The sequence below is a fragment of the Paenibacillus sp. GCM10027628 genome (genome assembly GCF_042676385.1).
Taxonomy (GTDB): domain Bacteria; phylum Bacillota; class Bacilli; order Paenibacillales; family NBRC-103111; genus Paenibacillus_E.
This window is the reverse complement of record NZ_JBHTHA010000082.1, coordinates 12,150-36,493: the sequence shown is the minus strand read 5'-3', so window position 1 is coordinate 36,493 and position 24,344 is coordinate 12,150. Positions and strand designations below refer to the sequence as shown.

General features: G+C 47.6%; 21 protein-coding genes. 16 read left to right on the top strand and 5 right to left on the bottom strand.

Annotated elements, in window-relative coordinates; translation table 11 throughout:
• The first annotated feature begins 674 nt into the window (after window positions 1-674).
• The 5 genes from ACFQZT_RS33015 (at window position 675) to ACFQZT_RS32995 (ending at window position 7,297) form a co-directional block, all read left to right on the top strand.
• On the top strand, window positions 675-2,858 hold the full coding sequence (locus ACFQZT_RS33015) for a RelA/SpoT family protein (RefSeq protein ID WP_379307349.1): 2,184 nt from the start codon (window positions 675-677) through the stop codon (window positions 2,856-2,858).
• Between the two features lie 55 nt (window positions 2,859-2,913).
• A complete protein-coding gene (gene dtd, locus ACFQZT_RS33010) occupies window positions 2,914-3,354 on the top strand; it encodes a D-aminoacyl-tRNA deacylase (protein WP_379307347.1) in 441 nt (146 codons plus the stop codon).
• Between the two features lie 65 nt (window positions 3,355-3,419).
• Window positions 3,420-3,593 (top strand): hypothetical protein, encoded by a 174-nt coding sequence (locus ACFQZT_RS33005; protein WP_379307345.1) that lies wholly within the window; start codon window positions 3,420-3,422, stop codon window positions 3,591-3,593.
• Window positions 3,594-3,758: 165 nt separating this feature from the next.
• The gene (locus tag ACFQZT_RS33000; RefSeq protein WP_379307343.1) at window positions 3,759-5,312 is read left to right on the top strand and encodes a coproporphyrinogen III oxidase; all 1,554 of its coding nucleotides are present in this window, start codon (window positions 3,759-3,761) and stop codon (window positions 5,310-5,312) included.
• Window positions 5,313-5,392: 80 nt separating this feature from the next.
• Complete coding sequence (locus ACFQZT_RS32995; protein WP_379307341.1) at window positions 5,393-7,297, top strand: FAD-dependent oxidoreductase; 1,905 nt, start codon at window positions 5,393-5,395, stop codon at window positions 7,295-7,297.
• Window positions 7,298-7,386: 89 nt separating this feature from the next.
• On the opposite strand, the gene ACFQZT_RS32990 is transcribed toward ACFQZT_RS32995, so the two are convergent.
• Both ACFQZT_RS32990 and ACFQZT_RS32985 read right to left on the bottom strand, forming a co-directional pair.
• Complete coding sequence (locus ACFQZT_RS32990; protein ID WP_379307339.1) at window positions 7,387-7,698, bottom strand: hypothetical protein; 312 nt, start codon at window positions 7,696-7,698, stop codon at window positions 7,387-7,389.
• Between the two features lie 313 nt (window positions 7,699-8,011).
• Entirely contained in the window at window positions 8,012-8,404 is a 393-nt protein-coding gene (locus tag ACFQZT_RS32985) for a DoxX family protein (RefSeq protein ID WP_379307337.1), read from the bottom strand.
• A gap of 122 nt (window positions 8,405-8,526) precedes the next feature.
• On the opposite strand from ACFQZT_RS32985, the gene ACFQZT_RS32980 reads away from it, so the two are divergent.
• The 5 genes from ACFQZT_RS32980 (at window position 8,527) to ACFQZT_RS32960 (ending at window position 14,736) form a co-directional block, all read left to right on the top strand.
• Complete coding sequence (locus ACFQZT_RS32980) at window positions 8,527-8,832, top strand: winged helix-turn-helix transcriptional regulator (protein ID WP_379307335.1); 306 nt, start codon at window positions 8,527-8,529, stop codon at window positions 8,830-8,832.
• Between the two features lie 454 nt (window positions 8,833-9,286).
• On the top strand, window positions 9,287-10,546 hold the full coding sequence (hisS, locus tag ACFQZT_RS32975) for a histidine--tRNA ligase (protein ID WP_379307333.1): 1,260 nt from the start codon (window positions 9,287-9,289) through the stop codon (window positions 10,544-10,546).
• 42 nt (window positions 10,547-10,588) lie between these two features.
• A complete protein-coding gene (aspS, locus tag ACFQZT_RS32970; RefSeq protein ID WP_379307331.1) occupies window positions 10,589-12,370 on the top strand; it encodes an aspartate--tRNA ligase in 1,782 nt (593 codons plus the stop codon).
• Window positions 12,371-12,466: 96 nt separating this feature from the next.
• A complete protein-coding gene (locus tag ACFQZT_RS32965) occupies window positions 12,467-13,222 on the top strand; it encodes a tRNA threonylcarbamoyladenosine dehydratase (RefSeq protein WP_379307329.1) in 756 nt (251 codons plus the stop codon).
• A 194-nt stretch (window positions 13,223-13,416) separates the two neighbouring features.
• Window positions 13,417-14,736 carry a replication-associated recombination protein A gene (locus ACFQZT_RS32960; protein ID WP_379307327.1) on the top strand — a complete coding sequence of 440 codons (1,320 nt, stop codon included), beginning with the start codon at window positions 13,417-13,419 and terminating at the stop codon, window positions 14,734-14,736.
• Window positions 14,737-14,843: 107 nt separating this feature from the next.
• Here ACFQZT_RS32960 and ACFQZT_RS32955 read toward each other — a convergent pair whose 3' ends face one another.
• The 3 genes from ACFQZT_RS32955 to mnmA all read right to left on the bottom strand — a co-directional run bounded on the left by ACFQZT_RS32955 (window position 14,844) and on the right by mnmA (window position 17,012).
• Window positions 14,844-14,999 (bottom strand): hypothetical protein, encoded by a 156-nt coding sequence (locus ACFQZT_RS32955; RefSeq protein ID WP_379307325.1) that lies wholly within the window; start codon window positions 14,997-14,999, stop codon window positions 14,844-14,846.
• A 4-nt stretch (window positions 15,000-15,003) separates the two neighbouring features.
• Complete coding sequence (locus ACFQZT_RS32950; RefSeq protein WP_379307323.1) at window positions 15,004-15,381, bottom strand: DUF3889 domain-containing protein; 378 nt, start codon at window positions 15,379-15,381, stop codon at window positions 15,004-15,006.
• A 542-nt stretch (window positions 15,382-15,923) separates the two neighbouring features.
• Window positions 15,924-17,012 (bottom strand): tRNA 2-thiouridine(34) synthase MnmA, encoded by a 1,089-nt coding sequence (gene mnmA / locus ACFQZT_RS32945; protein WP_379307321.1) that lies wholly within the window; start codon window positions 17,010-17,012, stop codon window positions 15,924-15,926.
• A gap of 231 nt (window positions 17,013-17,243) precedes the next feature.
• Between mnmA and cymR the strand changes: the two genes are divergently transcribed.
• From cymR to alaS, 6 genes are all read left to right on the top strand, one after another.
• A complete protein-coding gene (gene cymR / locus ACFQZT_RS32940) occupies window positions 17,244-17,663 on the top strand; it encodes a cysteine metabolism transcriptional regulator CymR (RefSeq protein ID WP_379307319.1) in 420 nt (139 codons plus the stop codon).
• A gap of 9 nt (window positions 17,664-17,672) precedes the next feature.
• Window positions 17,673-18,821: a cysteine desulfurase family protein gene (locus ACFQZT_RS32935; RefSeq protein ID WP_379307317.1), complete on the top strand. Its 1,149-nt coding sequence runs from the start codon at window positions 17,673-17,675 to the stop codon at window positions 18,819-18,821.
• A gap of 120 nt (window positions 18,822-18,941) precedes the next feature.
• A complete protein-coding gene (locus ACFQZT_RS32930) occupies window positions 18,942-19,466 on the top strand; it encodes a PRC-barrel domain-containing protein (protein ID WP_379307315.1) in 525 nt (174 codons plus the stop codon).
• A gap of 10 nt (window positions 19,467-19,476) precedes the next feature.
• Window positions 19,477-19,680, top strand: a complete 204-nt coding sequence (locus ACFQZT_RS32925; protein ID WP_163940154.1) for a hypothetical protein — start codon at window positions 19,477-19,479, stop codon at window positions 19,678-19,680.
• A 172-nt stretch (window positions 19,681-19,852) separates the two neighbouring features.
• Window positions 19,853-20,923, top strand: coding sequence for an AI-2E family transporter (locus ACFQZT_RS32920; protein WP_379307312.1), 1,071 nt, complete (start codon window positions 19,853-19,855; stop codon window positions 20,921-20,923).
• A gap of 760 nt (window positions 20,924-21,683) precedes the next feature.
• Entirely contained in the window at window positions 21,684-24,311 is a 2,628-nt protein-coding gene (gene alaS, locus ACFQZT_RS32915; protein ID WP_379307310.1) for an alanine--tRNA ligase, read from the top strand.
• Window positions 24,312-24,344 lie beyond the last annotated feature (33 nt).

Below are 24,344 nucleotides of genomic sequence, written 5' to 3'. Positions count from 1 at the left end.
GCGAGAATACATGAGAAAAAACCTTAAAACCGAGGGACGATATTTTTCATCTTTACAGACGAAAAGATGGAGGTTTGACAAAGACAAGTTCGTTCCCAGACGTACGGTTTTTGATAAGGACCAGTCCATCGGGGCTGTTGACAAAGTACCTTTATGAAGAAATTGACGTTTGTGATCCCGCATAAACATTGGGCTTCTAAAAGTCATATTTCTCAAAAAAAGGCTTTTGTCAACAGCCCCCATCAGCCGGTTTTTATTATTGTATAGTTGTCTTCCGACTTTTTGCATTAGAGAATAAATGTTCTCTAATAAAGCCCGATAAGACGCTAAAAGGGTGGGAATCACCGAATTGGGATCGAATAAAGAACAAATGACCATAAATAACGAAGAATCAATTGGACGAAAGCGAGATAAGGTTCCATTTCAAGGTGATTTCATTGTACAAAGAACACGAAAAGTTGAAAAGGGGAACAGGATTAATTGGCTCCCATATGGTTGATACTAGTAGAATTTCTAAGTTCATCTGAGACTACTGTCATATACATTTGATGAAATAGTGAATCCTTTCGTGAAAAGAGAGTGATTTTGTCGAAAGTAAGCGGGTGAGCAGTTGACTCGGAGCCTGCCTTGCAGGCATAATGAATAAAAATCGACTAAAGGGAATGGGTAGATGCATGGGTATAGAGCAGCTGTTGGAAAAGGCCGCCACCTATCTAAAAGAAAATGACTTGCAAAAGATTCGGGAGGCCTATGAATTTGCCGATGAAGCCCATCATGGCCAAGTGCGCAAATCCGGGGAACCCTATATTCTGCATCCCTTGGCTGTTGCAGATATTTTGGTGAACATGCAGATGGATGTCACCTCGGTGATTGCAGCACTGCTACATGATGTCGTGGAAGATACGACGGTTTCGCTCGAAGCCGTTCATGATAAATTCGGAAAAACATGCGCCATGCTGGTTGATGGATTGACCAAGCTGGAGCGTATTAAATTTAAGTCCAAAGAAGAACAGCAAAACGAGAATTACCGCAAAATGTTCGTTGCGATGGCGCAAGACATTCGCGTCATTTTGATCAAATTGGCGGATCGCTTGCATAACATGCGGACGCTCAAATATCAGTCTGAAGAAAGCCAGCGCCGCATTGCGGAGGAAACGCTGGAGATTTTTTGTCCCATCGCGCACCGGCTAGGTATTTCCACAATTAAGTGGGAGATGGAGGATATCGCCCTCCGTTATTTGAATCCGCAGCAATATTACCGGATCGTGAATTTGATGCAGAAGAAACGCACCGAGCGTGAGCAATATATCGAGGATGTCATTCAAAGTATTCGGGAAAAGCTTGAAGAAATGGGCATCCAAGGCGATATTTCCGGGCGTCCGAAGCATTTATACAGTATTTATAAAAAAATGAGCTCGCGCGGCAAACAGTTCAATGAAATCTACGATCTCATGGCCTTGCGGGTTATTGTAGACGGTATCAAGGATTGTTATGCGTCTCTAGGCATTATCCATACGCTATGGAAGCCGATGCCAGGCCGGTTCAAGGATTATATCGCCATGCCGAAGCCGAATATGTATCAATCCTTGCATACGACGGTGATTGGTCCGAAAGGCGAGCCTCTGGAAGTGCAAATTCGCACTTGGGAAATGCATAAGACGTCCGAGTTCGGTATTGCTGCGCACTGGGCTTACAAAGAAGGCGGCTCTGTCGTGCCGGCGGGTACATTCGAGGATAAAATGAGCTGGTTCCGAGAAATTCTAGAGCTGCAGCAAGAAACGAGCGACGCTTCGGAATTTATGGAATCCATGAAGATGGATTTCTTCTCTGATCTAGTTTTCGTTTTTACGCCGAAAGGGGAGGTTATTGAACTCCCTGCTGGCTCGGTTCCTCTTGATTTTGCCTACCGCATTCATACTGAAGTGGGTAACCGAACGATTGGCGCTAAAGTGAATTCCCGTATTGTTCCGCTCGATCATAAGCTCAAAACGGGCGACATTGTCGAGATTCTCACGTCCAAGCACTCTTATGGGCCTAGTCAGGACTGGGTCAAGATCGCTCAATCCTCACACGCGCGCAGTAAAATCAAACAATGGTTCAAGAAAGAAAAGCGCGAGGAAAACGTCGAAAAAGGCAAAGAAATGATCGAGCGCGAGCTGAAGCGCTTGGCGATTGATCCGCCGACGCTCATGAGCGACGACAAGATGCTGGAAGCAGCGAAAAAGTTTAATTTCAATGATATCGAAGACATGCTGTCTGCTGTTGGTTTTGGAGGCATTACAGCTGCTCAAATATGTACGAAGCTGACAGAGAAGCTGCGCAAAGAGGCGGAAGAAGCGCAGGTGCTACAGCTGACCAGTGAAGTCAAAGAGGTCAAGGCACCGGCTCCGGAGCGCAAGAGCCGACCAACTAACGGCGTTCGCGTCAAAGGCGTCGACAACCTGCTCGTCCGTTTCGCACGCTGCTGCAATCCGCTTCCTGGCGACGCGATTATCGGTTACATTACGCGCGGTCGCGGCGTATCGGTTCACCGTTCCGATTGTACGAACATCCCGACGAGCATGGGCGAGGAGGAACGCGTCATCGAAGTGGATTGGGCTGATGTTATCGAATCCAATTTCAATGTCGAAATCGAGATCACGGGGCATGACCGACGTGGCTTCCTGAATGAAGTGCTCCAAGCCGTCTCCGAGAGTAAAACGATGATTTCCGCGGTATCCGGACGCTCAGACAAAAATAAGATGGCGACGATTCATATGACCATACAGATCAAAAATATTGATCACCTGCAAGCAGTTGTTGAGAAAATCAAGCGCGTGAAGGACGTTTACTCCGTGCACAGGATTATGCAAACTTAGCCTCTGATTCAAAGATAGTTTTTTCAATGGAAAATGTAAGGAGCTCAATAAAGCGATGAGAGTTGTCGTACAACGATGTAAAAAGGCCGAAGTAATTGTCAATGAAGCCGTAGTAGGCCATATCGATCACGGGCTCATGCTCCTTGTAGGGATTACCCATGAGGATACCGAACAAGATGCCAAATATTTGGCGGACAAAGTGTCCGGATTACGCATTTTCGAAGATGAAACCGGCAAAATGAATCTGTCCGTTCTGGAGACAGGCGGACAAATATTGTCCGTATCGCAGTTTACGTTGTATGGCGATTGCCGCAAAGGCAAGCGGCCTAATTTCATGTCGGCGGCAAGACCGGAGCTGGCCGAGCCGCTTTACGAGAAGTTTAACGAACTGCTGCGCGAGCAAGGCTTGAAGGTCGAGACAGGCGTATTTGGAGCGATGATGGATGTCAACTTTACGAACTGGGGTCCGGTTACGCTCATCATCGATAGTAAGTAACGGTTATATAGCATTCTGACTGGCCATACTAGATATGTACAATCTAGTCAGTTAGGAGCATCCAGATGCGGCAATCGATCAAACATAAAGCTATGACAGCCCCTGTACAGCAGTTGCTTCACGCAACGCTCGCCGAAAGGATGAGTCAAGCGCCGGCGCTGGCCGACGTTGAATTGAGTGCGGAATTCTCCTCCATTCAGGAGAAGCTGAAGAGCATCCCGAAAAAATCATATCGTTAAACATAAAGCCTCGAGCGCTGCTGCCACGCAATGCCGAGGCTTTATTTTTTACAAAATGGGCTCTTCTGTCCATGATTTCTCTCCACCTTGAAAGTGTGGTAAACTAACAAGTGGTGTTTTTTACGACTAGAACCGTTTGAATTGGAAGTACTGGAGGGCCTTACATTGAATATTGAAGTGAACCGGATAGGCTTTAACGAGCTGACAACGGAAATTTTTCATATAAACCGGCTATTTTTTGAGGAAGTTGAAATTAGTTATGAGTCGCTTGAAAATCCGGATATCCGAATTGAGATCTCGCTGAATCAAGATAACGATACTAGCGTTCGTGCAGCAGTTCGCGTACAAGATGTCAAACTAGGAGACACTTGGTCAGGAAGCAATGAGAGATTAGCGGACAAAGCGGATGCACAAGGGCGTAAAGCGGCAATCCGCCGTTCGATATGCACGGCACTGCTGCAATCGCTTCAGGAGATGACAGGGCTCGAGCAGCCCTGGGGTATTTTGACCGGCGTTCGTCCAACGAAGCTCATGCACAATTTGCTGCAGAAACACGATCGAGGTACATGTCTGAATATCCTGCGCGAGCAATATTTGGTGAACGAAGAGAAAGCCAATTTGCTTGTCGAGGTTGCCGAGCGTCAACTGCAGGTTATTCCTGATCTTTTTCACTTGGAACGTGAAGTGAGTGTCTATATAGGGATCCCCTTCTGCCCGACCAAATGCGCTTATTGTACGTTCCCAGCCTACGATATCCGCGGTAATAACGGGTCTGTAAATTCGTTTCTCCACGGTTTGCACGAAGAGCTGCGTATCATGGGCCAATGGATGAAGGATGCAGGCTTGCGGATCACGACGATCTACTGGGGCGGCGGAACGCCAACTAGCATTACAGCTGATGAAATGGACGCATTGTTTGTGACCATGCATGAATCATTTCCGGATATGAGCGCTGTGCGCGAGTTAACTGTTGAGGCTGGAAGACCCGATACGATAACACCTGAGAAAATCGAAGTGATGAAAAAATGGCGGGTTGACCGGATCAGCATTAATCCGCAAAGTTTTACCCAGGAAACGCTGGATGCCATCGGCAGGCATCACACGGTCGAAGAAACAGTTGAGAAGTTCAAGCTGGCGCGCGAGATGGGACTCGACAACATCAATATGGATCTCATCATCGGCCTGCCGAATGAAGGCATGAAAGAGCTTCAGCATTCGCTGAACGAGACGGAAAAACTGATGCCGGAATCGCTTACGGTCCACACGCTGTCCTTCAAAAGGGCTTCGCGCATGACCAAGAATCGCGATCAATACGAAGTGGCGGAACGGGACGAAGTCGCTGAGATGATGGAACGGGCTATAGCGTGGACGCAGCAGCATCGTTATGAGCCGTATTATTTGTACAGACAGAAGAATATACTTGGCAACTTGGAAAATGTCGGATATGCGCTCGAAGGCCGCGAGAGTTTGTATAACATTTTGATGATGGAAGAACGTCAAACCATCATTGGACTCGGCTGCGGTGCAGTGAGTAAAATTCTGTTCCAGCGCGGCGAAGATGATGTTAAAGGGGAGCAAGAGCCACAGCGCATCGAGCGCTTCCCGAATCCGAAAGAGCCCAGTGTGTATAATCAAGCATACATGGAGTACACACAGAAAAAAATCAAACTGTTGAATGAAGCTTATCAGCCTTTGATCAGTAAGCTGCAGAAACAGTAGTAAACGAGGAAGGTGTTTTCGATCTCATGACCAGTTCCCAACGTGACAAATCCGCATCATCTAATGGATGGCTTTGGTTGATGTGGACATTGATTTTACTTGCAGTACTAGCCGGTGCTGCGGCACTTTATTATCAGTTTAATCATTCAGCTAAAAGTGGACACAATGCGAAGAAGCAAAGCATCGAAGCGGTGAAGTCAGTTAAAAAAGCAAAAGATGCTTATGATGTAATCGTCGTCGGTACCGATCCGGAAGGGATCGCAGCGGCGGTTTCCGCAGCTCGGAACGGATTGTCCACATTGCTTGTTGACGGAAGGAATCGCGATATTCTTGGCGGGTTAATGACGCTCGGCGGACTTAACACCATCGATATGAACTATGCGCCTAAATCAAGCCCACTGTCCAAGAATGAAGTGTTCAACAAAGGTTTTTTCTCAGAATGGTACGCTAAAATTGAGGGCGATTCCTTTGACGTGAATACGGCGGCCAATGCATTTTACGATTTGGTTCGTAATGAAAAAAATATTGATGTTTTGCTAAAAACACAAAAGATAGAGCCTCTCACGAAGGCAGGCGAGACGGGGACGACGATCGTGCAGGGAGCCACCCTTACACTAGCTGATGGCAGTAAGCAAACCGTGAAGGCGGCTTCTGTCATCGATGCGACACAGGATGGCGATTTTGCCGCGGCGGCGGGAGTCCCTTTTACATTTGGCCGGGAAGATCTTGGCGATCCCAATTCAAGGATGGCGGTTACGTTAGTATTTCGTCTAAAAAATATAACGCCTGAGGTTTGGGACAAGATGGCGAAGAGATTAAATGGAGACAATAATTCAAATACCGGTGTTAACGATGTGAGTGTATGGGGCTACGGGGAAATGAGCAGTTATCCTCCTATTAACAAAGAACGAGCCAAGATGAGAGGGCTCAACATGGGAAGAGAGAACGACGATACTGCACTTGTGAACTCTTTGCAAATATTTAATGTTGATACGTTTAATCCGCAATCGGTAAAAGAAGCTTTCGACATCGCGAATAAAGAACTGCCGAATGTGGTGGCATATATGAAAAAAACATTCCCTGAATTCGCAAACGTGGAATTAGACGGCACAGCTTCAGAGCTCTATGTCAGGGAAACTCGCCATATGCAAGGCGAATATCGTTTGAATATCGTGGATGTGTGCACAAATAGCGATCAATGGGATCGAATTGGCTTTGGATCGTACCCGGTCGATATTCAGCGCGTTGCACCTTCGGATTCCGGCAATGTTGTCTGCCATCCAACACAGTATGCAATCCCGTTCCGCAGCCTCGTGCCGCAGAAGGTGGACGGTTTGCTAGTTGTTGGTCGGGCCGCCAGCTATGACACGCTGCCGCACGGCAGTGCTCGTGTTATCCCGAACGGCATGGCCGAAGGTGAAGCCGCGGGTGCGGCTGTAAAGCTGGCTCAGCAAGAAAAGCTGACTTTCCGTCAAATGTCCGCTTCCAAAGAAGTCGTTGCCAAGCTGCAAGACCAGCTGAACAGGCAGGGCATGGAGATAAAGCCGTTTACGTTGAAGCCGCAGGCGTTCATGCAGCATAAAGAATATGAGGGTTTGAAAACCGCGATGATGCTGGGACTTGCAACGGGGGCTTACGACAATAATTTTCACTTGGATGATGAGGCGAATCCGAAGCGAATGGTTAATCTGGTAAGCGGTGCAAAGAAAATGAAGCCCGACGCGTTTAAAGGCGATCCTTCGGCATCCATCGCCAAGCTGGACAATGCCGACAAAATCGGCTTGACGTTGGATCAAGCCTGCTACACAATCGCACAAGCGCTTGGGATGAAAGTAGATGCGGCGCAAGCTCAAGTCGAGCTTTTGCGTAATCAATTGCTGACCGCTGCATCATTGAATCTTATTGCGGATAAGCAAAAGCTGACGAATGCCGATATGTATATGTTGATTAAAGATTTAAAGGTTGGACTGACCGGTAAACCATAAACCATACAATAAGAGCCTTACTACCGCAATCATTCAGGTAGCAAGGCTCTTAGCTTTTTTCAAGATGGGGGTGTTGTCTGCGCTTACATTTACTCGGCGGTATCTGGGGCATCCGCTTCAGCTTCAGCGGATTCCTCTTCGGCTTCTTCACTGTCCGCTTCTGTATCCTCTACGTCTTCTTCAGCTGCTTCCTCTTCCGCTTCCCCATCCTCAGCTTCATCATCTGCCGCCTCTTCGGCATCTTCTTCTTCCTCGGCTTCTTCAACAGCTTCTTCTTCAGCGACCTCTTCTTCGGCTGCCTCTTCGTCCGCTTCTTCAGCTACTACTTCTTCTTCGGCTTCTTCCGAGAAGAGCACCAACAAATCTTGCCGTTCTTCATGAAACTCGTTTTGTGTTGTCATCGCATACAGCCTCCTGATCGAATATTCAAGGTTAATCGCCTTGTTGTACATGTATATGTGAAAATGAGCTGAATATACGGGGACAACACATCGAAAGTTGCTTGAAACACGGAGAAAATCTTTGTAATGGAATTGTAATTTAATTTTCATGTACCCTTAATCAAGTGGGGATATAATAATTTTCGACCCCCTTTAAAATATATATTTAATTGAAGGCCTGCAAACATTGTGTTGCAGGCTATTTTCTTTGCTACAGCAAAAACCCTCCCAAAACAAGAAGCTTCGGGAGGGTTTTAAGCATTAAAGGTTTATCTCATAACAAAGCATCGATGGAGTAATCGCCGGCGCCGATAAGGGCTACACCTACTGCAATGGCGATTAAAATTAAATTATATTCATACCCGTTGGATGTAACCCAGTAACCATTTTTGCCATGAACCTTAATAATAGCGACTAGCATGGTTAAAACAATGAGTACAGCACCGGCAATCGTCCATAATCCGGCAGCGAAAAGCAATCCGCCAACGAGTTCAGCTAATCCGGCAAGAACAGCCATAAGCACACCCGGTTTGATGCCGATGGACTCGAAAAATCCGCCTGTACCTTTCGGGCCATACCCGCCGAACCAGCCAAATACCTTTTGGGTACCGTGTGCCGCGAATGTCAAACCAATAATTAAACGAATAATAAGTAAACCTAAAGCCATAACTAACATCTCCTTATAAGATATAATTTGTTTAACAACTTACTTTATGTTAGTATATTATTACGAAGTACTTACTTTTGTCAAGCGACTATGTTAAAATTGTTTATAAGGAGATGATTCATATGGAAGACTATCAACTGTGTCCTAAATTCGAGAACGCATTTGAACTTCTGGGAAAGCGATGGACGGGTCTCATTATTAGTGTGCTGCTTTCCGGGCCGAAGCGGTTTAAAGATATATCAGAACTCATCCCGAGTATGAGCGATCGAATGCTTTCTGAGAGATTTAAGGAGCTTGAGGCTGCTGAGATCATCATCCGTCATGTTTATCCGGAAACGCCGGTACGCATTGAGTATGAGCTAACGGAAAAGGGAAGAGGACTTAAACCAGTCATGGACGAGCTGCAGAAATGGGCGGACACGCACTAATAGCCAATACAGGGTTATTCCCTACTGCTGCTCGCCCTTGACTTTAAAGCTGGTAATGATTACAATAAGCAATAATGTAATTCGATACTTGAGTGATCCGTTGAAGGGATAAAGTAACTCGCCTCCACATAATCAGAGAGGGAAGACTCGGCTGCAAGCTTCCTTATGATGAGCGAACGAAAAGACCTCCCTGAGGACCGGTTGGGAACCGCACAATGATTAAGCTTAGAGGCTGTCATGTGCTTAGTAGCTACTGTGCGAGTAACGGGCGTTAACCGTAAAGAGCAGAATTTCATTGCCGCGGCATTGGCAGGCGGTCAGTGTGAATTCTGAATGTGGGTGGTACCACGGGTGAATTTGGCTATCAAATCTCTCGTCCCTGGCTGTAAAAGTCGGGGGCGGGGGATTTTTTATTTTTCAATGTTTTAGGGACTAAGTGAAGGAGGTTTATCAGATGAGCATTCAAAAGCCGAAAGGTACACAGGATCTTCTCCCCGGAGAGGTCGAAAAGTGGCAATATCTTGAAGCTAAAGCCAGAGAGCTTTGCCGGAGATTTAACTACAAAGAGATCAGGACTCCGATATTTGAGCATACAGAGCTTTTTTCCAGAGGGGTCGGAGAAACGACAGATATTGTAGAAAAGGAAATGTATACCTTTCTGGACAAAGGGGATCGCAGCATTTCACTTCGGCCGGAAGGAACGGCCGGTGTCGTCCGCGCATATGTAGAAAACAAATTATATGGCGAGCCTGATGTCAGCAAGCTGTATTATGTGGGGCCCATGTTCCGCTATGAACAACCGCAGGCAGGGCGATACCGCCAGTTCCATCAATTTGGCATTGAAGCATTCGGCTCCGTTGATCCAAGCATCGACGCTGAAGTTATTGCACTGGGCTATACGTTTTATAAGGAAATCGGGTTAAAAGAGGTGACCGTAGAGATTAACTCCGTCGGTACGCCTTCGGTAAGAACGGTCTACCGTCAGAAGCTGCAAGAGTTTTTTGCTCCAGTGAAAGAAAAGCTCTGCAAAGATTGCCAATCTCGCTACGACCGCAACCCAATGCGGATCCTGGATTGCAAGATCGATCAGAAATATGGCGAAGGCGCACCGGATATCCTGCAATATTTGGATGAAGAGTGTACGACTCATTTCAGGCTGGTTCAAGAGTATCTTGAAGGCATGGGCATTCCATTCCGGATCAATCCTCGCCTTGTCCGTGGACTTGACTATTACACACATACCGCTTTTGAGTATAAAGCAGCTGGTATCGGGGCGATTGATACGATTGGCGGAGGTGGCCGTTACAATGGTCTTGTCGAGCAAATCGGCGGCAATGATCAACCCGGTGTCGGTTTAGGACTAGGGCTGGAGCGAATTCTGATTGTTCTGCAAGCACAAGGTGTCGAAGTGCCTAAGCCGGAGCCGTTGGATCTGTACGTAATTGCCCTGGGTGAAGCGGCGGAGAAGGAAGTGACGAAGTTGGTTTACCAGCTGAGACAGCAAGGTATTGCCGTAGAGAAGGATTATTTGGGCCGCAAAATCAAGGCTCAGATGAAGTCGGCTGATCGTTTCCATGCGACCTTTGTTGCTATCCTTGGCGATGACGAACTGGCTCGCGGAGAAATCACTTTGAAGAAGATGGAGTCGGGAGATCAACTGACCGTTACTTTGGCGGACCTTGCCGCGAACGCAGCGAAGACGCTTTTTGCATAGAAACATAAATAATTAAACAACCCATGAGGAGGATATATAATTATGATGCTCAAAACACATCATTGCGGGCAGCTTACAAAGGCCCATGTAGGACAGACCGTTACACTGAATGGATGGGTACAAAGAAGACGCGACCTGGGAGGCGTGCTGTTTATCGATCTTCGCGATCGCAGCGGACTGGTGCAAATCGTATTTAATCCGGATTTTTCGGGCGATGCGCTTGCCATTGCTGATCGCGCACGCAACGAATATGTGCTTGCTGTTCAAGGAAAAGTGGTTGAACGTGATGCCGAGACCGTTAACAAAAACATTGCGACAGGCGAAATTGAAATTCAAGTAACCGAGATTGAAATCATGAATGCAGCTAAAACACCGCCATTCTTTATTGAAGACGGCGTAGATGTCGATGAGGCTGTTCGTTTGAAATATCGTTATCTCGATCTGCGTCGCCCAGAGATGCAAAAAACGCTTATGCTGCGCTCCAAAGCCGCGAAAGTATTCCGCAACTTCTTGGACGACCAAGGCTTTATCGAAGTGGAAACACCGATCTTGACGAAAAGTACACCAGAGGGCGCACGCGATTATTTGGTGCCAAGCCGTGTGCATCCCGGCGAGTTTTTCGCGCTGCCGCAATCGCCGCAAATTTTTAAACAATTGCTTATGGTCGGCGGTTTAGAGCGTTACTACCAAATCGCGCGCTGCTTCCGCGACGAAGACCTTCGTGCGGACCGCCAACCTGAGTTTACGCAAGTCGACATCGAGACTTCCTTCTTATCGCAAGATCAGCTCTTGGATATTTTGGAAGAGCTTGTAGTAAACTTGATGAAAGATACTGCTGGAGAAGATATCCCTCGTCCTTTCCAACGCATCACTTATGCGGACGCAATGGGCAAATACGGTTCAGACAAACCGGATCTACGTTTCGGTCTGGAATTGCAAGACGTATCTGACATCGTTGAGACATCCGGCGTGCAAGTATTTGCCAATGTCATTAAGGGCGGCGGTCAAGTCAAAGCGCTGAACGCTAAAGGCTGCGGCACATGGAGCCGTAAGGAAATCGATGATCTCGGACCTTTCGCGGCGCGTTATGGAGCAAAGGGTTTGGCTTGGATCCAAGTGAAGGACGGCGAATTCAAAGGGCCTATCGTGAAATTCTTCAATGAAACTGAGATCGCTGCTTTGACGGAGCGCCTCGGCGCAGAAGAAGGCGATTTGCTGCTCTTCTCAGCAGATAAGAAGAAAGTCGTTGCCGACGTGCTGGGCAACCTCCGTTTGAAAATCGGCCGCGATCTTGGTCTTATCGACAATACCCAATTTAAATACGCTTGGGTTGTGGACTTCCCGCTGCTCGGCTACGACGAAGAAGAAAAGCGCTATGTGGCTGAACACCATCCATTTACGCGTCCGAAGGAAGAAGATCTGCATTTCTTTGACACCGATCCGGGTCAAATTCGCGCTCAAGCGTACGACTTGGTGCTTAACGGTTACGAAGTGGGCGGAGGTTCCATGCGGATTTACAAACGTGAAGTACAGGAGAAAATGTTCAAAGCACTCGGCTTTTCCAAGGAAGAAGCGGTTGAGAAATTCGGCTTCCTGCTGGAAGCATTCGAGTACGGAACGCCTCCTCACGGCGGATTCGCTTTCGGCTTCGACCGTTTGGTGATGCTGATTACAGGCCGCACGAACTTGAGAGAGACGATCGCATTCCCGAAAACGGCAAGCGCAACCGATCTGTTGACCGATGCACCTGGTACAGTCGACGACAAACAGCTGGAGCAGCTGTCTATCCGCTTAGCGTTGAAGCAGCCTGCTGTTAAAGCCTAAATTAACCCCAAAAAGTGATGTTATGCTTTGTGGCTTATTCCTAATACTTTTCGGGGACCCCATACCTAATCAAGAAAGAGGAAGTGACGTGTTCCCATGCTTCATCAATTTTCAAGAACAGAATTAGCAATTGGCCCGGAAGGCCTCGAAGTCATGAAAAACAGCACCGTGGCTGTCTTGGGTATCGGCGGCGTAGGCTCGATTGCTGCTGAGGCATTAGCGCGTACAGGAGTAGGACGAATCATTCTGGTCGACAAGGATGTCGTTGACATCACGAATATTAATCGTCAGATCCATGCGCTTACGACGACCGTAGGTCAGCCTAAAGCTGAACTCATGCGTGATCGGATTAAACTTATTAATCCGGAGTGCGACGCTATTGCGCTGCGGATGTTCTACACGGAAGAAACATATGAGCAGTTCTTTGAGTATCCATTGGACTATGTTCTGGATGCCAGCGATACGATCTCTTACAAAATCCATTTGATCAAACAGTGTCTGGAGCGTAAAATTCCTATCGTTTCCAGCATGGGCGCAGCGAACAAAATGGATCCTTCGCAGTTCAAAGTGGCGGACATCTCCAAAACGAGCATGGATCCGATTGCCCGTGTCGTTCGGCACAAGCTGCGTAAGGAAGGGATTAAGAAAGGCGTGAAGGTTGTGTTTTCGACAGAGCAGCCGATTAAGCCGCGTGAAGACGTAACACAGCAAATCGTGCCCGAAAATGCGCCGGAAATTCGCAAAGCGCAAATGCCGCCCGCGAGCAATGCTTTCGTACCTCCTGTTGCAGGCCTTATCATGGTCAGCGTGGCCGTGAAGGATCTATTGGAAAAAGGACAAAAGCAAAACTAAACATAAAAACCGGATGCCTCCGTTACAAAGAGGCATCCGGTTTTTATGTTCGGGGGATTGATATTATCTGATTCGGGATTTACCGAAAACTCATGTTGGGTTTTGTCGAATGGTTCCATTGATGACACTATAATGGATGGAGGTTATAATAGACCTTATGTAAAACTAGAGATAAGCAAAGGAAATGACCGATTATGGATTTATTCACCTATGCATCAGGACAAGAACCAAGCAATAAGCTGCTGGCTGATCGCATGCGGCCCACAACGCTTGACGAATATATTGGGCAAGAGCATATTGTCGGACGCGGCAAGCTGCTAAGGCGGGCCATAGAGGCTGACCAAGTCTCTTCCATTCTGCTTTATGGGCCTCCAGGAACGGGGAAAACGACACTTGCGAACATCATCGCAAATCGAACGCAAGGCGAGTTTATTAAGCTGAATGCCGTCGATGCTTCCGTAAAAGACGTGCGGGATGTGATTGAACAGGCGAAGTCGAATAAGGCGTTGTACGGCCGTAAAACGACGCTTTTCCTGGACGAGGTGCACCGCTTCAACACCTCGAGGCAAGATGCATTGCTGCCCGCCGTGGAGCAGGGCATCCTGATCTTCATCGGCGCGACGACCGAGAACCCGTTCCACCATGTGAACGGGGCTTTGCTGTCGCGCTCGACGCTGTTTCAGCTCGAGGCCCTCACGGCCGAGCACGCGCTCATCGCCATGCGGCGAGCGCTCGCCGACCCCGTGAAGGGGCTCGGCTTCATGCGCCTCCACGCGCACGAGGAGGCGCTCACGCATATAGCGCGGATGGCCGTTGGCGACATCCGCCGCTCGCTGAACGCGCTGGAGCTGGCAGCGCTGACGACTTCGCCTGAACCGGACGGTACGGTTCAGATCACGCTTGAGGTGGCGGAGGAATCGATCCGCCGCCCGATCGTGAAAGCGGACGAGTCGACGCAGTACGACGTCCTGTCCGCTTTTCACAAAAGCTTGCGCGGCTCCAGTGACGCCGCGCTGTTCTGGTTCCTCTATGCCGTCGAGAAGCTCGGCATGGATCCCATGACGTTCCTGCGGCGCCTAATCGTCATGTGCAGCGAAGATATCGGCCTAGCCAACCCGCAGGCGATGGTGCAGTCCGTCACGGCTATGGACGCTTATCATAAGATTGGCTGGCCGGAATCAAAATATGTCATTTCCCAGGCAATATTATTTGCCGTGGAAAGTCCGAAGTCCAATTCGATACCGCTTGCCATTATGCGTGCCGAAGCGCTTATGGAGCAGGTGAAAAATGCCAATGTGCCGCTGCATCTAAGAGATACGCATTATAAAGGAGCCGAGAAGCTGGGGCATAAAGGCTACATGTACCCGCATAATTATCCGGGGCACTATGTCGAGCAGCAGTACTTTCCGGATGAAATCATGGATGAGATTATTTTTGCGGCAAGTGAACAAGGGACCGAAGAAAAAATGAAGCATAACCAACAAAAAAGAAGAGGGAAGCCCGCTGGTCTATAAAGGTAGGTTTAAAAAGTCAACTTTGACCACATCAGATGTAAATCTGATTGGCGAATAAACCTACCTCTTGACACGGTCGTTCATCCTTGAATCGCCTCGATATAGGTTTATCTCATAACGAAGTGATTCGTGATGAGAATCGACATCGAATCTTGAAAGAATCCGGGAAGTCCGGTACTCTCGTAGAAAACCTCTACGCTCCGTTCCTCCTTCTCCGGATATCGTCCAGCCTTCTCGGTTCTGAAAGCCGACTTTTTAAACACACTATTATAACACCCGCAGGTTCCCTCTTTTTTCTTGCTCCATGAGGATCGTATATACTTTTTCGGTTACCGGATTGTAGCGTATAGAGACGATTAGCGGAAACTCGGAGTCATTTTTCTTGACCCAAAAGCGGAATTGTTGCTGGGCAACTCCAGGGGCAAAGTCCGAACGGCCCAAATATTTATAATCCAATAAAGTATAAAGCTTCGCAGCTTCGTGAAAAGCCATCCGGCTCCATTTAGCATATTCGGGATCAAGCTTCTGAACTTGATCCGGCTGCTTCATGACGGATGCTTTTTTGTTGTTCGTTTGAATAGTCGCTGCTAGACCTCCATACCAACATGTACAAAGGACGAGCAATAAGGCTGCTGCTTTGTTCATTGACCCACACCCTTCACAATTATCGTTTACGAAGGGTATGGCCAGCATACTGCTGTATTGCAGGTAAATTCCAACAACTGTAGGAACTAGCCGGGCTTGTTGCGCACTATACTTTAACACGGTAAAACCGTCTAAAAGTCGTCACCAAGCCGAGTCTGGTCCAGTTAAGCCGGTAAAACCGCGTTAACACTGGCCCGACCCGGCTATATTCTGCAAGAATGGGACTTTAACGTGGCAAAACCGTCTTAAAGTCATCAACAAGCCGAGTCTGGTCCAGTTAAGCCGGTAAAACCGCGTTAACACTGGCCCGGCACGGCTATATTCTGCAAGAATGCGACTTTAACGCGGCAAAACCGTATTAAAGTCATCGCGAAGCCAAGTCTGGTACAGCTAAGCCGGTAAAACCGCGCTAACGCTAGCCCGACCTGGCTATATGCCATAATTATCGGCCTTAATGCAAAAAACCGTCTTCAAGCAGCAAATATGCCGCTTGAAGACGGTTAGTTAACCCAGAAAAATCGCGTTCACACCAAACTATAAGTTTACTTATGCACCTTATCAATAATGCCTCCGCCTAAACATACCTCTCCATCGTAGAAAACGACGGATTGACCAGGTGTCACCGCTTTTTGGGGCTTATCAAATACGACCTCACAGGTTCCTTGCTCGCCAAAAGTTAAAGTAACGTCCTGATCCGGCTGACGATAGCGAAATTTCGCCGTACATGTGAAAGATCCGACCGGTTTAACGGGACTAATCCAATTCACGTCGGTAGCCGTCAGACCTTTGGAGTAGATCCCTGGGTATTGCTCACCCTGAACGACCAACAATTCATTTTTCTCCAGATCTTTGTCTACGACAAACCATGGTTCGCCTGTACCGGAACCGCCAATGCCAAGACCTTGGCGTTGACCGAGCGTATAATACATCAGCCCGTCATGGCGTCCTTTCACTTCTCCGCTCTGGATATCGACCATGTTGCCCGGTTTCGCAGGGAGGTACTGGCTCAAGAATTCTTTGAAATCACGCTCTCCTATGAAACAAATGCCGGTACTGTCTTTTTTCTTCGCAGTTGCCAGACCGGCCGCTTCGGCAATCTCGCGGACCTTCGGCTTCGGCAAATGTCCGATCGGGAACATCGCTTTGGACAATTGCTGCTGCGTCAGTGCATTCAAAAAATAGGTTTGATCTTTGTTCGGATCGTTGCCTCTAAGCAGCACATATTCTCCATTTTCTTCTTTCACTTGCGCATAATGGCCTGTGGCGAGGTAATCGCCGCCCAGATCCATTACCTTTTGCAGCAGCTCGCCGAATTTGATTTCCCGATTGCACATGACATCTGGGTTCGGAGTACGACCCTTGGTGTACTCGTCCAAGAAATAGGCGAACACCTTGTCATAATACTGCTTCTCAAAATTAACTGTATAAAAAGGGATATCGAGCTGATCGCATACCCTTCTGACATCCTCTGCATCTTCTTCAGCGGTGCAATGGCCGAATTCGTCGGTATCGTCCCAATTTTTCATGAAAATGCCGATAACTTCGTAGCCTTGCTCCTTAAGCAGGAGCGCTGCGACGGAAGAATCGACGCCTCCGGACATGCCGAGAATAACCCGTGTTTTTTTGCTCATTGTTCTAGACCTCTTTTCTAACTTGCCGGACTCTCACCTATTATACATGCCCCTTGTGCAAAATTAAAATATTTCATGAGAATGTCATTGTTTTTCCCCCACAGAACAAGGAATTATGATAACATATATATGATATGCGGATGTTTAGGAATGTTTTTGCTTAAATTGGAAACGCTGTTTAGCAAGATAGGGACGACCTTGATGGCATAAATGTTGAATGAGGTGTTTGTTTTGAAAATTTCCACAAAAGGCCGGTACGGATTAACCATCATGATGGAGCTGGCCAATCGATTCGGTGAAGGACCGACTTCACTTAAAAGCATTGCGGAAAAGCATCAGCTTTCCGAGCATTATCTGGAACAACTCGTGGCTCCGCTGCGTAATGCAGGTTTGGTCAAAAGTATTCGAGGAGCATACGGTGGCTATATTCTTTCGAAATCTCCCGAACAGGTCACAGCAGGTGAGGTCATTCGAGTGTTGGAAGGACCGATCAGCCCTGTAGATTTTACTGAAGAAGATGATCCGGCGAAACGCGATCTTTGGATTCGTATTCGCGACAGTATCGCAGATGTACTCGATTCTACGACACTGGCTAATTTGATTGCTTTTCAGGATGAAGGCAAGAATGACAATTATATGTTTTACATCTAAAGGTGCTATATGAATCCGATATATTTAGACCATGCGGCGACGACGCCCGTGCATCCCGAAGTCTTGGAAGCCATGCTTCCTTTCTATACAGCGTTTTTTGGCAATCCATCGAGTACGCATAGCTTCGGTAGAGCGACTAGAACCGCTCTGAACCGTTTTCGCGACTCGATGGCGCGTTCGTTAGGCTGCCAGCCTGCACAGCTTATCTTTACAAGCGGCGGGACGGAGAGCAACAATATGGCGATTTTTGGCGTGCTGAGTGCGAACAAGGAAGGCAAGAAGCATATCATAACGACACAAATCGAGCATCATGCTGTTCTGCACCCATGTGAAAGGCTGGAGAGCCTCGGTTATGAGGTGACATACCTTCCAGTAGATCCGACTGGTCTTATTCACACGGAGGATGTAGAAGCAGCCATCCGTCCCGATACGGCTCTCATTTCGGTTATGTACGTGAACAATGAAGTGGGGACAATCCAGCCAATTGAGCAAATCGGTCAATTAGCGCGAAGCCGGCAGATCCCGTTTCATGTGGACGCGGTGCAAGCTTTAGGCAAGTTGCAGCTGAATCTTGCTGCGTTACCTGTAGACTTGATGAGCTTCTCGGCTCATAAAATTAATGGCCCCAAAGGTGTCGGGGCGCTTTATGTTTCCAAAAATATGATTTTAACGCCACACGTATTCGGCGGATCCCAAGAGAGAAAGCGTCGGCCTGGTACAGAGAATGTGGCGGGAATCGCAGGATTTGCCAAAGCGGTTGAAATCAATTTGCCTAAGTTAGAGATCGCGCAACAAACTGCTTCTGAGATTCGTCAAATTATGGTAAATACATTAGAACAGCTGTTAGGCCGCGAAAGTTTTGTCATCAATGGTCACAAGGAACAGTTTATCCCGCATATTCTTAACATCAGCTTCCCAGGTATCTCGACTGAAACTTTGCTTATGAATCTTGATTTGGATGGTGTAGCGGCCGCGAGCGGTTCTGCATGCACGTCAGGATCATTGGAAGTCTCGCATGTCTTAAAAGCAATGAAGCTTCCAGAAAATGTTACAGCCTCCGCGGTTCGATTTAGTTTCGGAATGGGGAATTCTAAAGAGCAAATCGAATCAGCTGCCCAAAAACTTGCAACCATTGTCAAGCGATTGCGTACTACATAGTACCGGGCGGTCCTATTCTGGGCCACATAAAGTAATGTCTAAACTTTTATCGAAGTTAGGCAATTGACTATGCTTATTAGCCATTCGTCACTTTGTGGGGTAAATGAGGAGGAGTCATGCTTGCGCAAAGCGCACGATCTCATCGGACTTCCCGTTTTAACGGTTGAATCCGGTAAATTAATAGGCCAAGTCAAAGATTTGCTGTTAGACCCGACGTGGAACATAAAAGGTATCCTACTTGAAACGAAGCATTGGTTTTCATCCCTACGGTACATTCCATGGGAAGAACTCGTTGCTGCCGGTGAAGATGCCATTACGATACCGAACGACAGTGTCATTCAAGAGTTGGAGCAAGCCGAAGGGCAACCGTATACGCTGCTCGAAGGAAACCGTAAGATTAAAGGCCTCCCCGTAGTTACCGTAGGGGGCCAGCAATTAGGCATGGTAGAAGATGTTTATTTAAACCAAGAATGGGGAACACAAATAGTAGGCTATGAACTGTCCGAAGGGTTTATTTCTGATTTGAAGGAAGGGCGTAGATGGCTTCCCATGCCGGAATCGGCAACCAAAGGAGAAGACGCCATTATCGTGCCTGTACATTGTACTCAGGAACTAGAAGAACTCTTCGTATCCAAAGAAGAATAGGGTGAGTAACATGATGCGTTGTCCAAATTGCAATTCCAAAGATATTGGGAAAATCGGTTCCCATCAATTTTACTGCTGGGGCTGTTTTATTGAGCTCAGCGTCAACGGCGACAAAATGTCCGTGTATCAAGTAGAGGAAGACGGGACGTTAAGTTCGCTTGACGATTTGTTTTTTGAGGAAGAAATTCCACAAGTTCACGTACATGCGAATTAATTCGTCTTATGTATGAACGTCATTTTTCAGGTGCTTGCCTAAAGCGCTTGAACGAATGACGTTTTTTGTTTTGTCGTGGCTGATGGCTATTCGGGTTAATTTTCACAGGTTGTACATATACTGTACTAGCATACATTGCAACAGCTTAAGCCTGAATCCGAGGTGAAAATAGATGGAACGATTATGGAAAAATAAATGGTTTGTCGGGCTTGTGTACACATTGCTGGCGCTGGCTATTCTTTACATGCTGCTGCAAATAAAGCCGATTTTGCTAAATTTGTTTCGATTTTTAAAAGCCATCCTGACGCCTTTTTTTATTGCGGTGATTATCTCATACATCTTGAATCCGGTTGTGAATGTTCTTAATCAGCGTAAAGTGCCAAGAACCATAGCGGTGCTTCTCATATATAGTGTGTTCATTTCCTCATTAACTGTGATTGTCATGAATATGACGCCTATGTTTATGAAGCAAATCGCAGAACTTAATGAACACATGCCGGAAATGGCGTTGCATGCCCAGTCGCTGGTAGATGGCTTTAACCGGAATCAGTTGCTGCCTGATAGCGTCCGTAATGGAATCAATCATTCTTTGACGAAGATGGAAAATTCGATTTCACTCGCGATTTCAAATTATGTGAATCAAATCGGGAATATGATCAACATGCTGTTTGTTGCTTTTATCATCCCTTTTGTTGCTTTCTATATGCTTAAGGATTTTCAGCTTATGGAGAAAACTGCTCTGGCTATCGTGCCGAAAGATCACCGCAAGAAAACGGTCAAACTGCTAATCGATATCGATACGGCGCTCGGCAATTACATTCGCGGACAGCTGCTGGTTTGCGTGATCATTGGCATACTTGCTTATATAGGGTATTGGTTGATTGGAATGCCGTATCCTCTGCTCCTAGCGATTGTAGTGGCCGTATTCAATATTATTCCGTATTTGGGGCCTTTCTTTGGCGCGGCACCGGCACTTATCATGGCGTCAACCGTTTCATTGAAAATGATTTTGTTCGTCGCATTGGTAAATTTAGCCGTACAGATTCTAGAGGGGAATGTCATTTCCCCACAGGTCGTTGGGAGAACGCTGCATATGCATCCGCTCTTTATCATCTTTGCGCTTCTAGTCGGTGGGGAGGTGGCCGGGATCGTGGGGCTTATACTGGCGGTGCCGTTCTTTGCCGTACTGAAGGTAATCATTCAGCATGTTTTTATCAATTATGTACATCGTCCGACGACGTGAGAAAAAGCTGAATGTCCATAGGACTTTATAAATAGGAAAAGGCTTTGACGCACAGAACCCCTCTAAACCATGACTTGCGGGATCATGGTCCAGAGGGGTTCTGCACGAGGGTTGAGGTTATGAAAGAGTGGCAATACGTAATACTAACGGATAGACGCCACGGAATAAGCAAGTCAGGATAGACTTTAATTTCGATAATGAAAATCATTATCAATAATTCGATTATACTTCCACTGAGAATACGTGTCAACTAGATGATGACTTCTTTACCAAATTTTTATCTTTGTCATTGCCTTGATCGGCGTCCTCGTACGTCAAAACACCCTCATATTGACACAGTTCAAGCATAAAGTTATAATTTGCCTTATCTATCACTATTGTTAAAAACGTTGATGAAACTTAAGTAAGCCATAGTCCATCGTCAGAGAGAAGGTTCCGGTTTAACGCAAGATGCGCTGAACACGGCTGCAAGAACCTTTCGGTGCAAGGATGGCTGAGCGCTCGTTTCGGAGTGTGGACAAACTCCACCGGTTGGACCCGTTACAGATCCGCACAAGGAGATTGTGTTTGTTAGTCTGTCTGAGGCAGAAAGCTCAAGCGCAATAACCAGGGTGGTACCGCGATGATTCGTCCCTGTTTAGCTGCAGGGGCGTTTTTTATTTTGGGTTGCCCCTGAATCCACATAACTGGGGGACTCCAGGGGTTTCGTCCTCTGAACGTTTGCAAGAAAACATATAAATAATATGGAGGCATGAGACAGATGAAAGCAAGTGAAATTCGTTCAAAATGGTTGCAATTTTTTGCAAGTAAAGGTCATAAGGTAGAGCCTAGCTCATCTCTTGTTCCGCACAATGACCCCTCGCTGCTTTGGATCAATGCGGGAATTGCGCCGCTCAAGCCTTATTTGGATGGCCGCATTATTCCTGAGAACCCGCGGATTACGAATGCCCAGAAGTGCATTCGCACGAACGATATTGAGAATGTAGGCAAGACGCGCCGTCACCATACGTTCTTTGAAATGCTCGGCAACTTCTCGATCGGTGACTACTTCAAGAAAGAAGTTATTCCTTGGGCGTGGGAGTTTTTGACGGATCCGCAGTGGATCGGCTTTGATCCGAATCGGATCTCCGTAACCGTTCATGAAGATGATGAGGAAGCTTATGAGATATGGAACAAGCAGATCGGCATTCCTGAAGAGCGCATTTACCGGTTGAAGGAAGACAACTTCTGGGATATTGGCGAAGGCCCATGCGGTCCTTGTACGGAGATTTTCTATGACCGTGGTGACAAATACGGCGATCTCTCCGATCCGGAATGCTGGCCAGGCGGCGAGAACGAGCGTTTCCTTGAAGTGTGGAACCTGGTGTTCACGCAGTTCAACCATAACAAGGACGGCAGCTACACACCGCTGCCTAACAAAAATATTGATACGGGCGCAGGTTTGGAGCGTTTCGCCTCCATCTTGCAAGATGTGGATTCAAACTTCGATACGGATCTGTTCAAGCCGATCATCGACAAGACTTGTGAGCTAGCCGGTGTGAAATACCATGTGAACGAAGAGCACGATGTTGCGCTTAAAGTAATCGCTGACCATATCCGGACGGTTGCATTCTCCGTCGGTGACGGTGTACTTCCTTCCAACGAAGGCCGTGGATATGTCATTCGCCGTTTGCTGCGCCGCGCTGTCCGTTATGGCAGGGTGCTCGGTATGGATAAGCCGTTCCTTTATAAACTGGTGCCAACCGTTGGCGAGATCATGGGTGTATACTACAGTGAAGTCGTAGATAAAGCCGAGTTCATTGAGAAAGTAATTCGCACTGAGGAAGAGCGTTTCCACGAAACGTTGAGCGATGGTTTGAGCATTTTGGCTGAAATGGTTGAGAAGACCCGCCAAGCAGGCGGAAGTCAAATTAGCGGGCCGGATGCGTTCAAGCTGTACGATACGTACGGATTCCCATTCGATTTGACAGAAGACTTTGCCGCTGAAAAGGGAATGACGGTCGATCGCGAAGGGTTCGACGCCTCCATGCAAGAGCAGCGGGACCGTGCCAGAGCAGCTCGCCACGACGAGGGCGGCATGAAGGTACAAGGCGGGCCACTCGCTGAATTCACGGTTAAAAGCGAATTTGTTGGATATAATGAGTTGGTAGTTACTGCTAATATCGTCGCTATCGTTCATGAGAATGAGTTTGTCGATATCGTGGGCGTCGGAGAGACTTGCCAAGTCATTCTGGATCGTACGCCTTTCTATGCAGAAAGCGGCGGTCAAGTGAGCGATCATGGCACGATCTCGAATAGCCAAGTGACTTTGAAAGTGGAAGATGTAAGTAAGGCGCCGCACGGCCAGCATGTTCATAAAGTGGTTGTAGAAGCGGGCGTTCTCCGCAAAGGTGATACCGTAGAGGCGTCTGTCGCTTCTGCGCAGCGCGGTGATATCATCAAGAATCACACGGCTACACATTTGCTGCACAAAGCACTCAAGGAAGTGCTTGGTACGCATGTTAATCAGGCGGGTTCGCTTGTCGAACCGGATCGTCTGCGCTTTGACTTCTCGCATTTCGGCAGCATCAGCGCTGAAGAACTGCAGGATGTGGAGCAGCGTGTAAACCGTCAGATTTGGAATAACACGAATGTAGATATTTCGCTGAAAGCAATTGCCGAAGCAAAAGCAATGGGAGCCATGGCATTATTCGGCGAGAAGTACGGCGACATCGTGCGCGTCGTGCAAGTCGGCGATTACAGCCTAGAGCTTTGCGGGGGTTGCCATGTGCAGAATACGGGGCAGATCGGCTTGTTCAAAATCGTCAGCGAGTCCGGTATCGGCTCCGGTGTCCGCCGAATCGAAGCGGTAACAGGCCGCAGCGCATACGAGTTCCTCGATGGTCAGCTGCAACTGCTTAAGGATGCGGCAGGCATATTGAAATCGAACGTTCAGGATGTTCCTAAACGTTTGGAGAGCACCTTGCAGCAAATGAAAGAACTGTCGCGCGAGAATGAATCGCTGCGCAGTAAGCTTGGACGCATCGAGGCAGGCTCGCTCACCGATCAAGTGAAGCAAGTCGGCGGCGTCAACGTCCTTGCAGCGCAAGTGAATGCAGGAGACATCGACTCGCTTCGCAACATCGTAGACGAGATGAAGGTAAAGCTCGGTTCCGCAGTTATCGTACTTGGCGCACCGGCTGAAGACAAGGTCAACCTCGTCGCTGCGGTCACACCGGATCTGGTTGCCAAAGGTTTCCACGCAGGCAAAATCATTAAAGAAGTTGCCACGCAATGCGGAGGCAGCGGCGGCGGTCGTCCGGATATGGCACAAGCCGGCGGTAAGGATGCATCTAAACTGCAAGCGGCGCTCGCAAGTGTTGAAAGCCTTCTTTCACAATTCGCTTAGAGGTTCAATATTTATTTTTCGGTGGGACAGGAA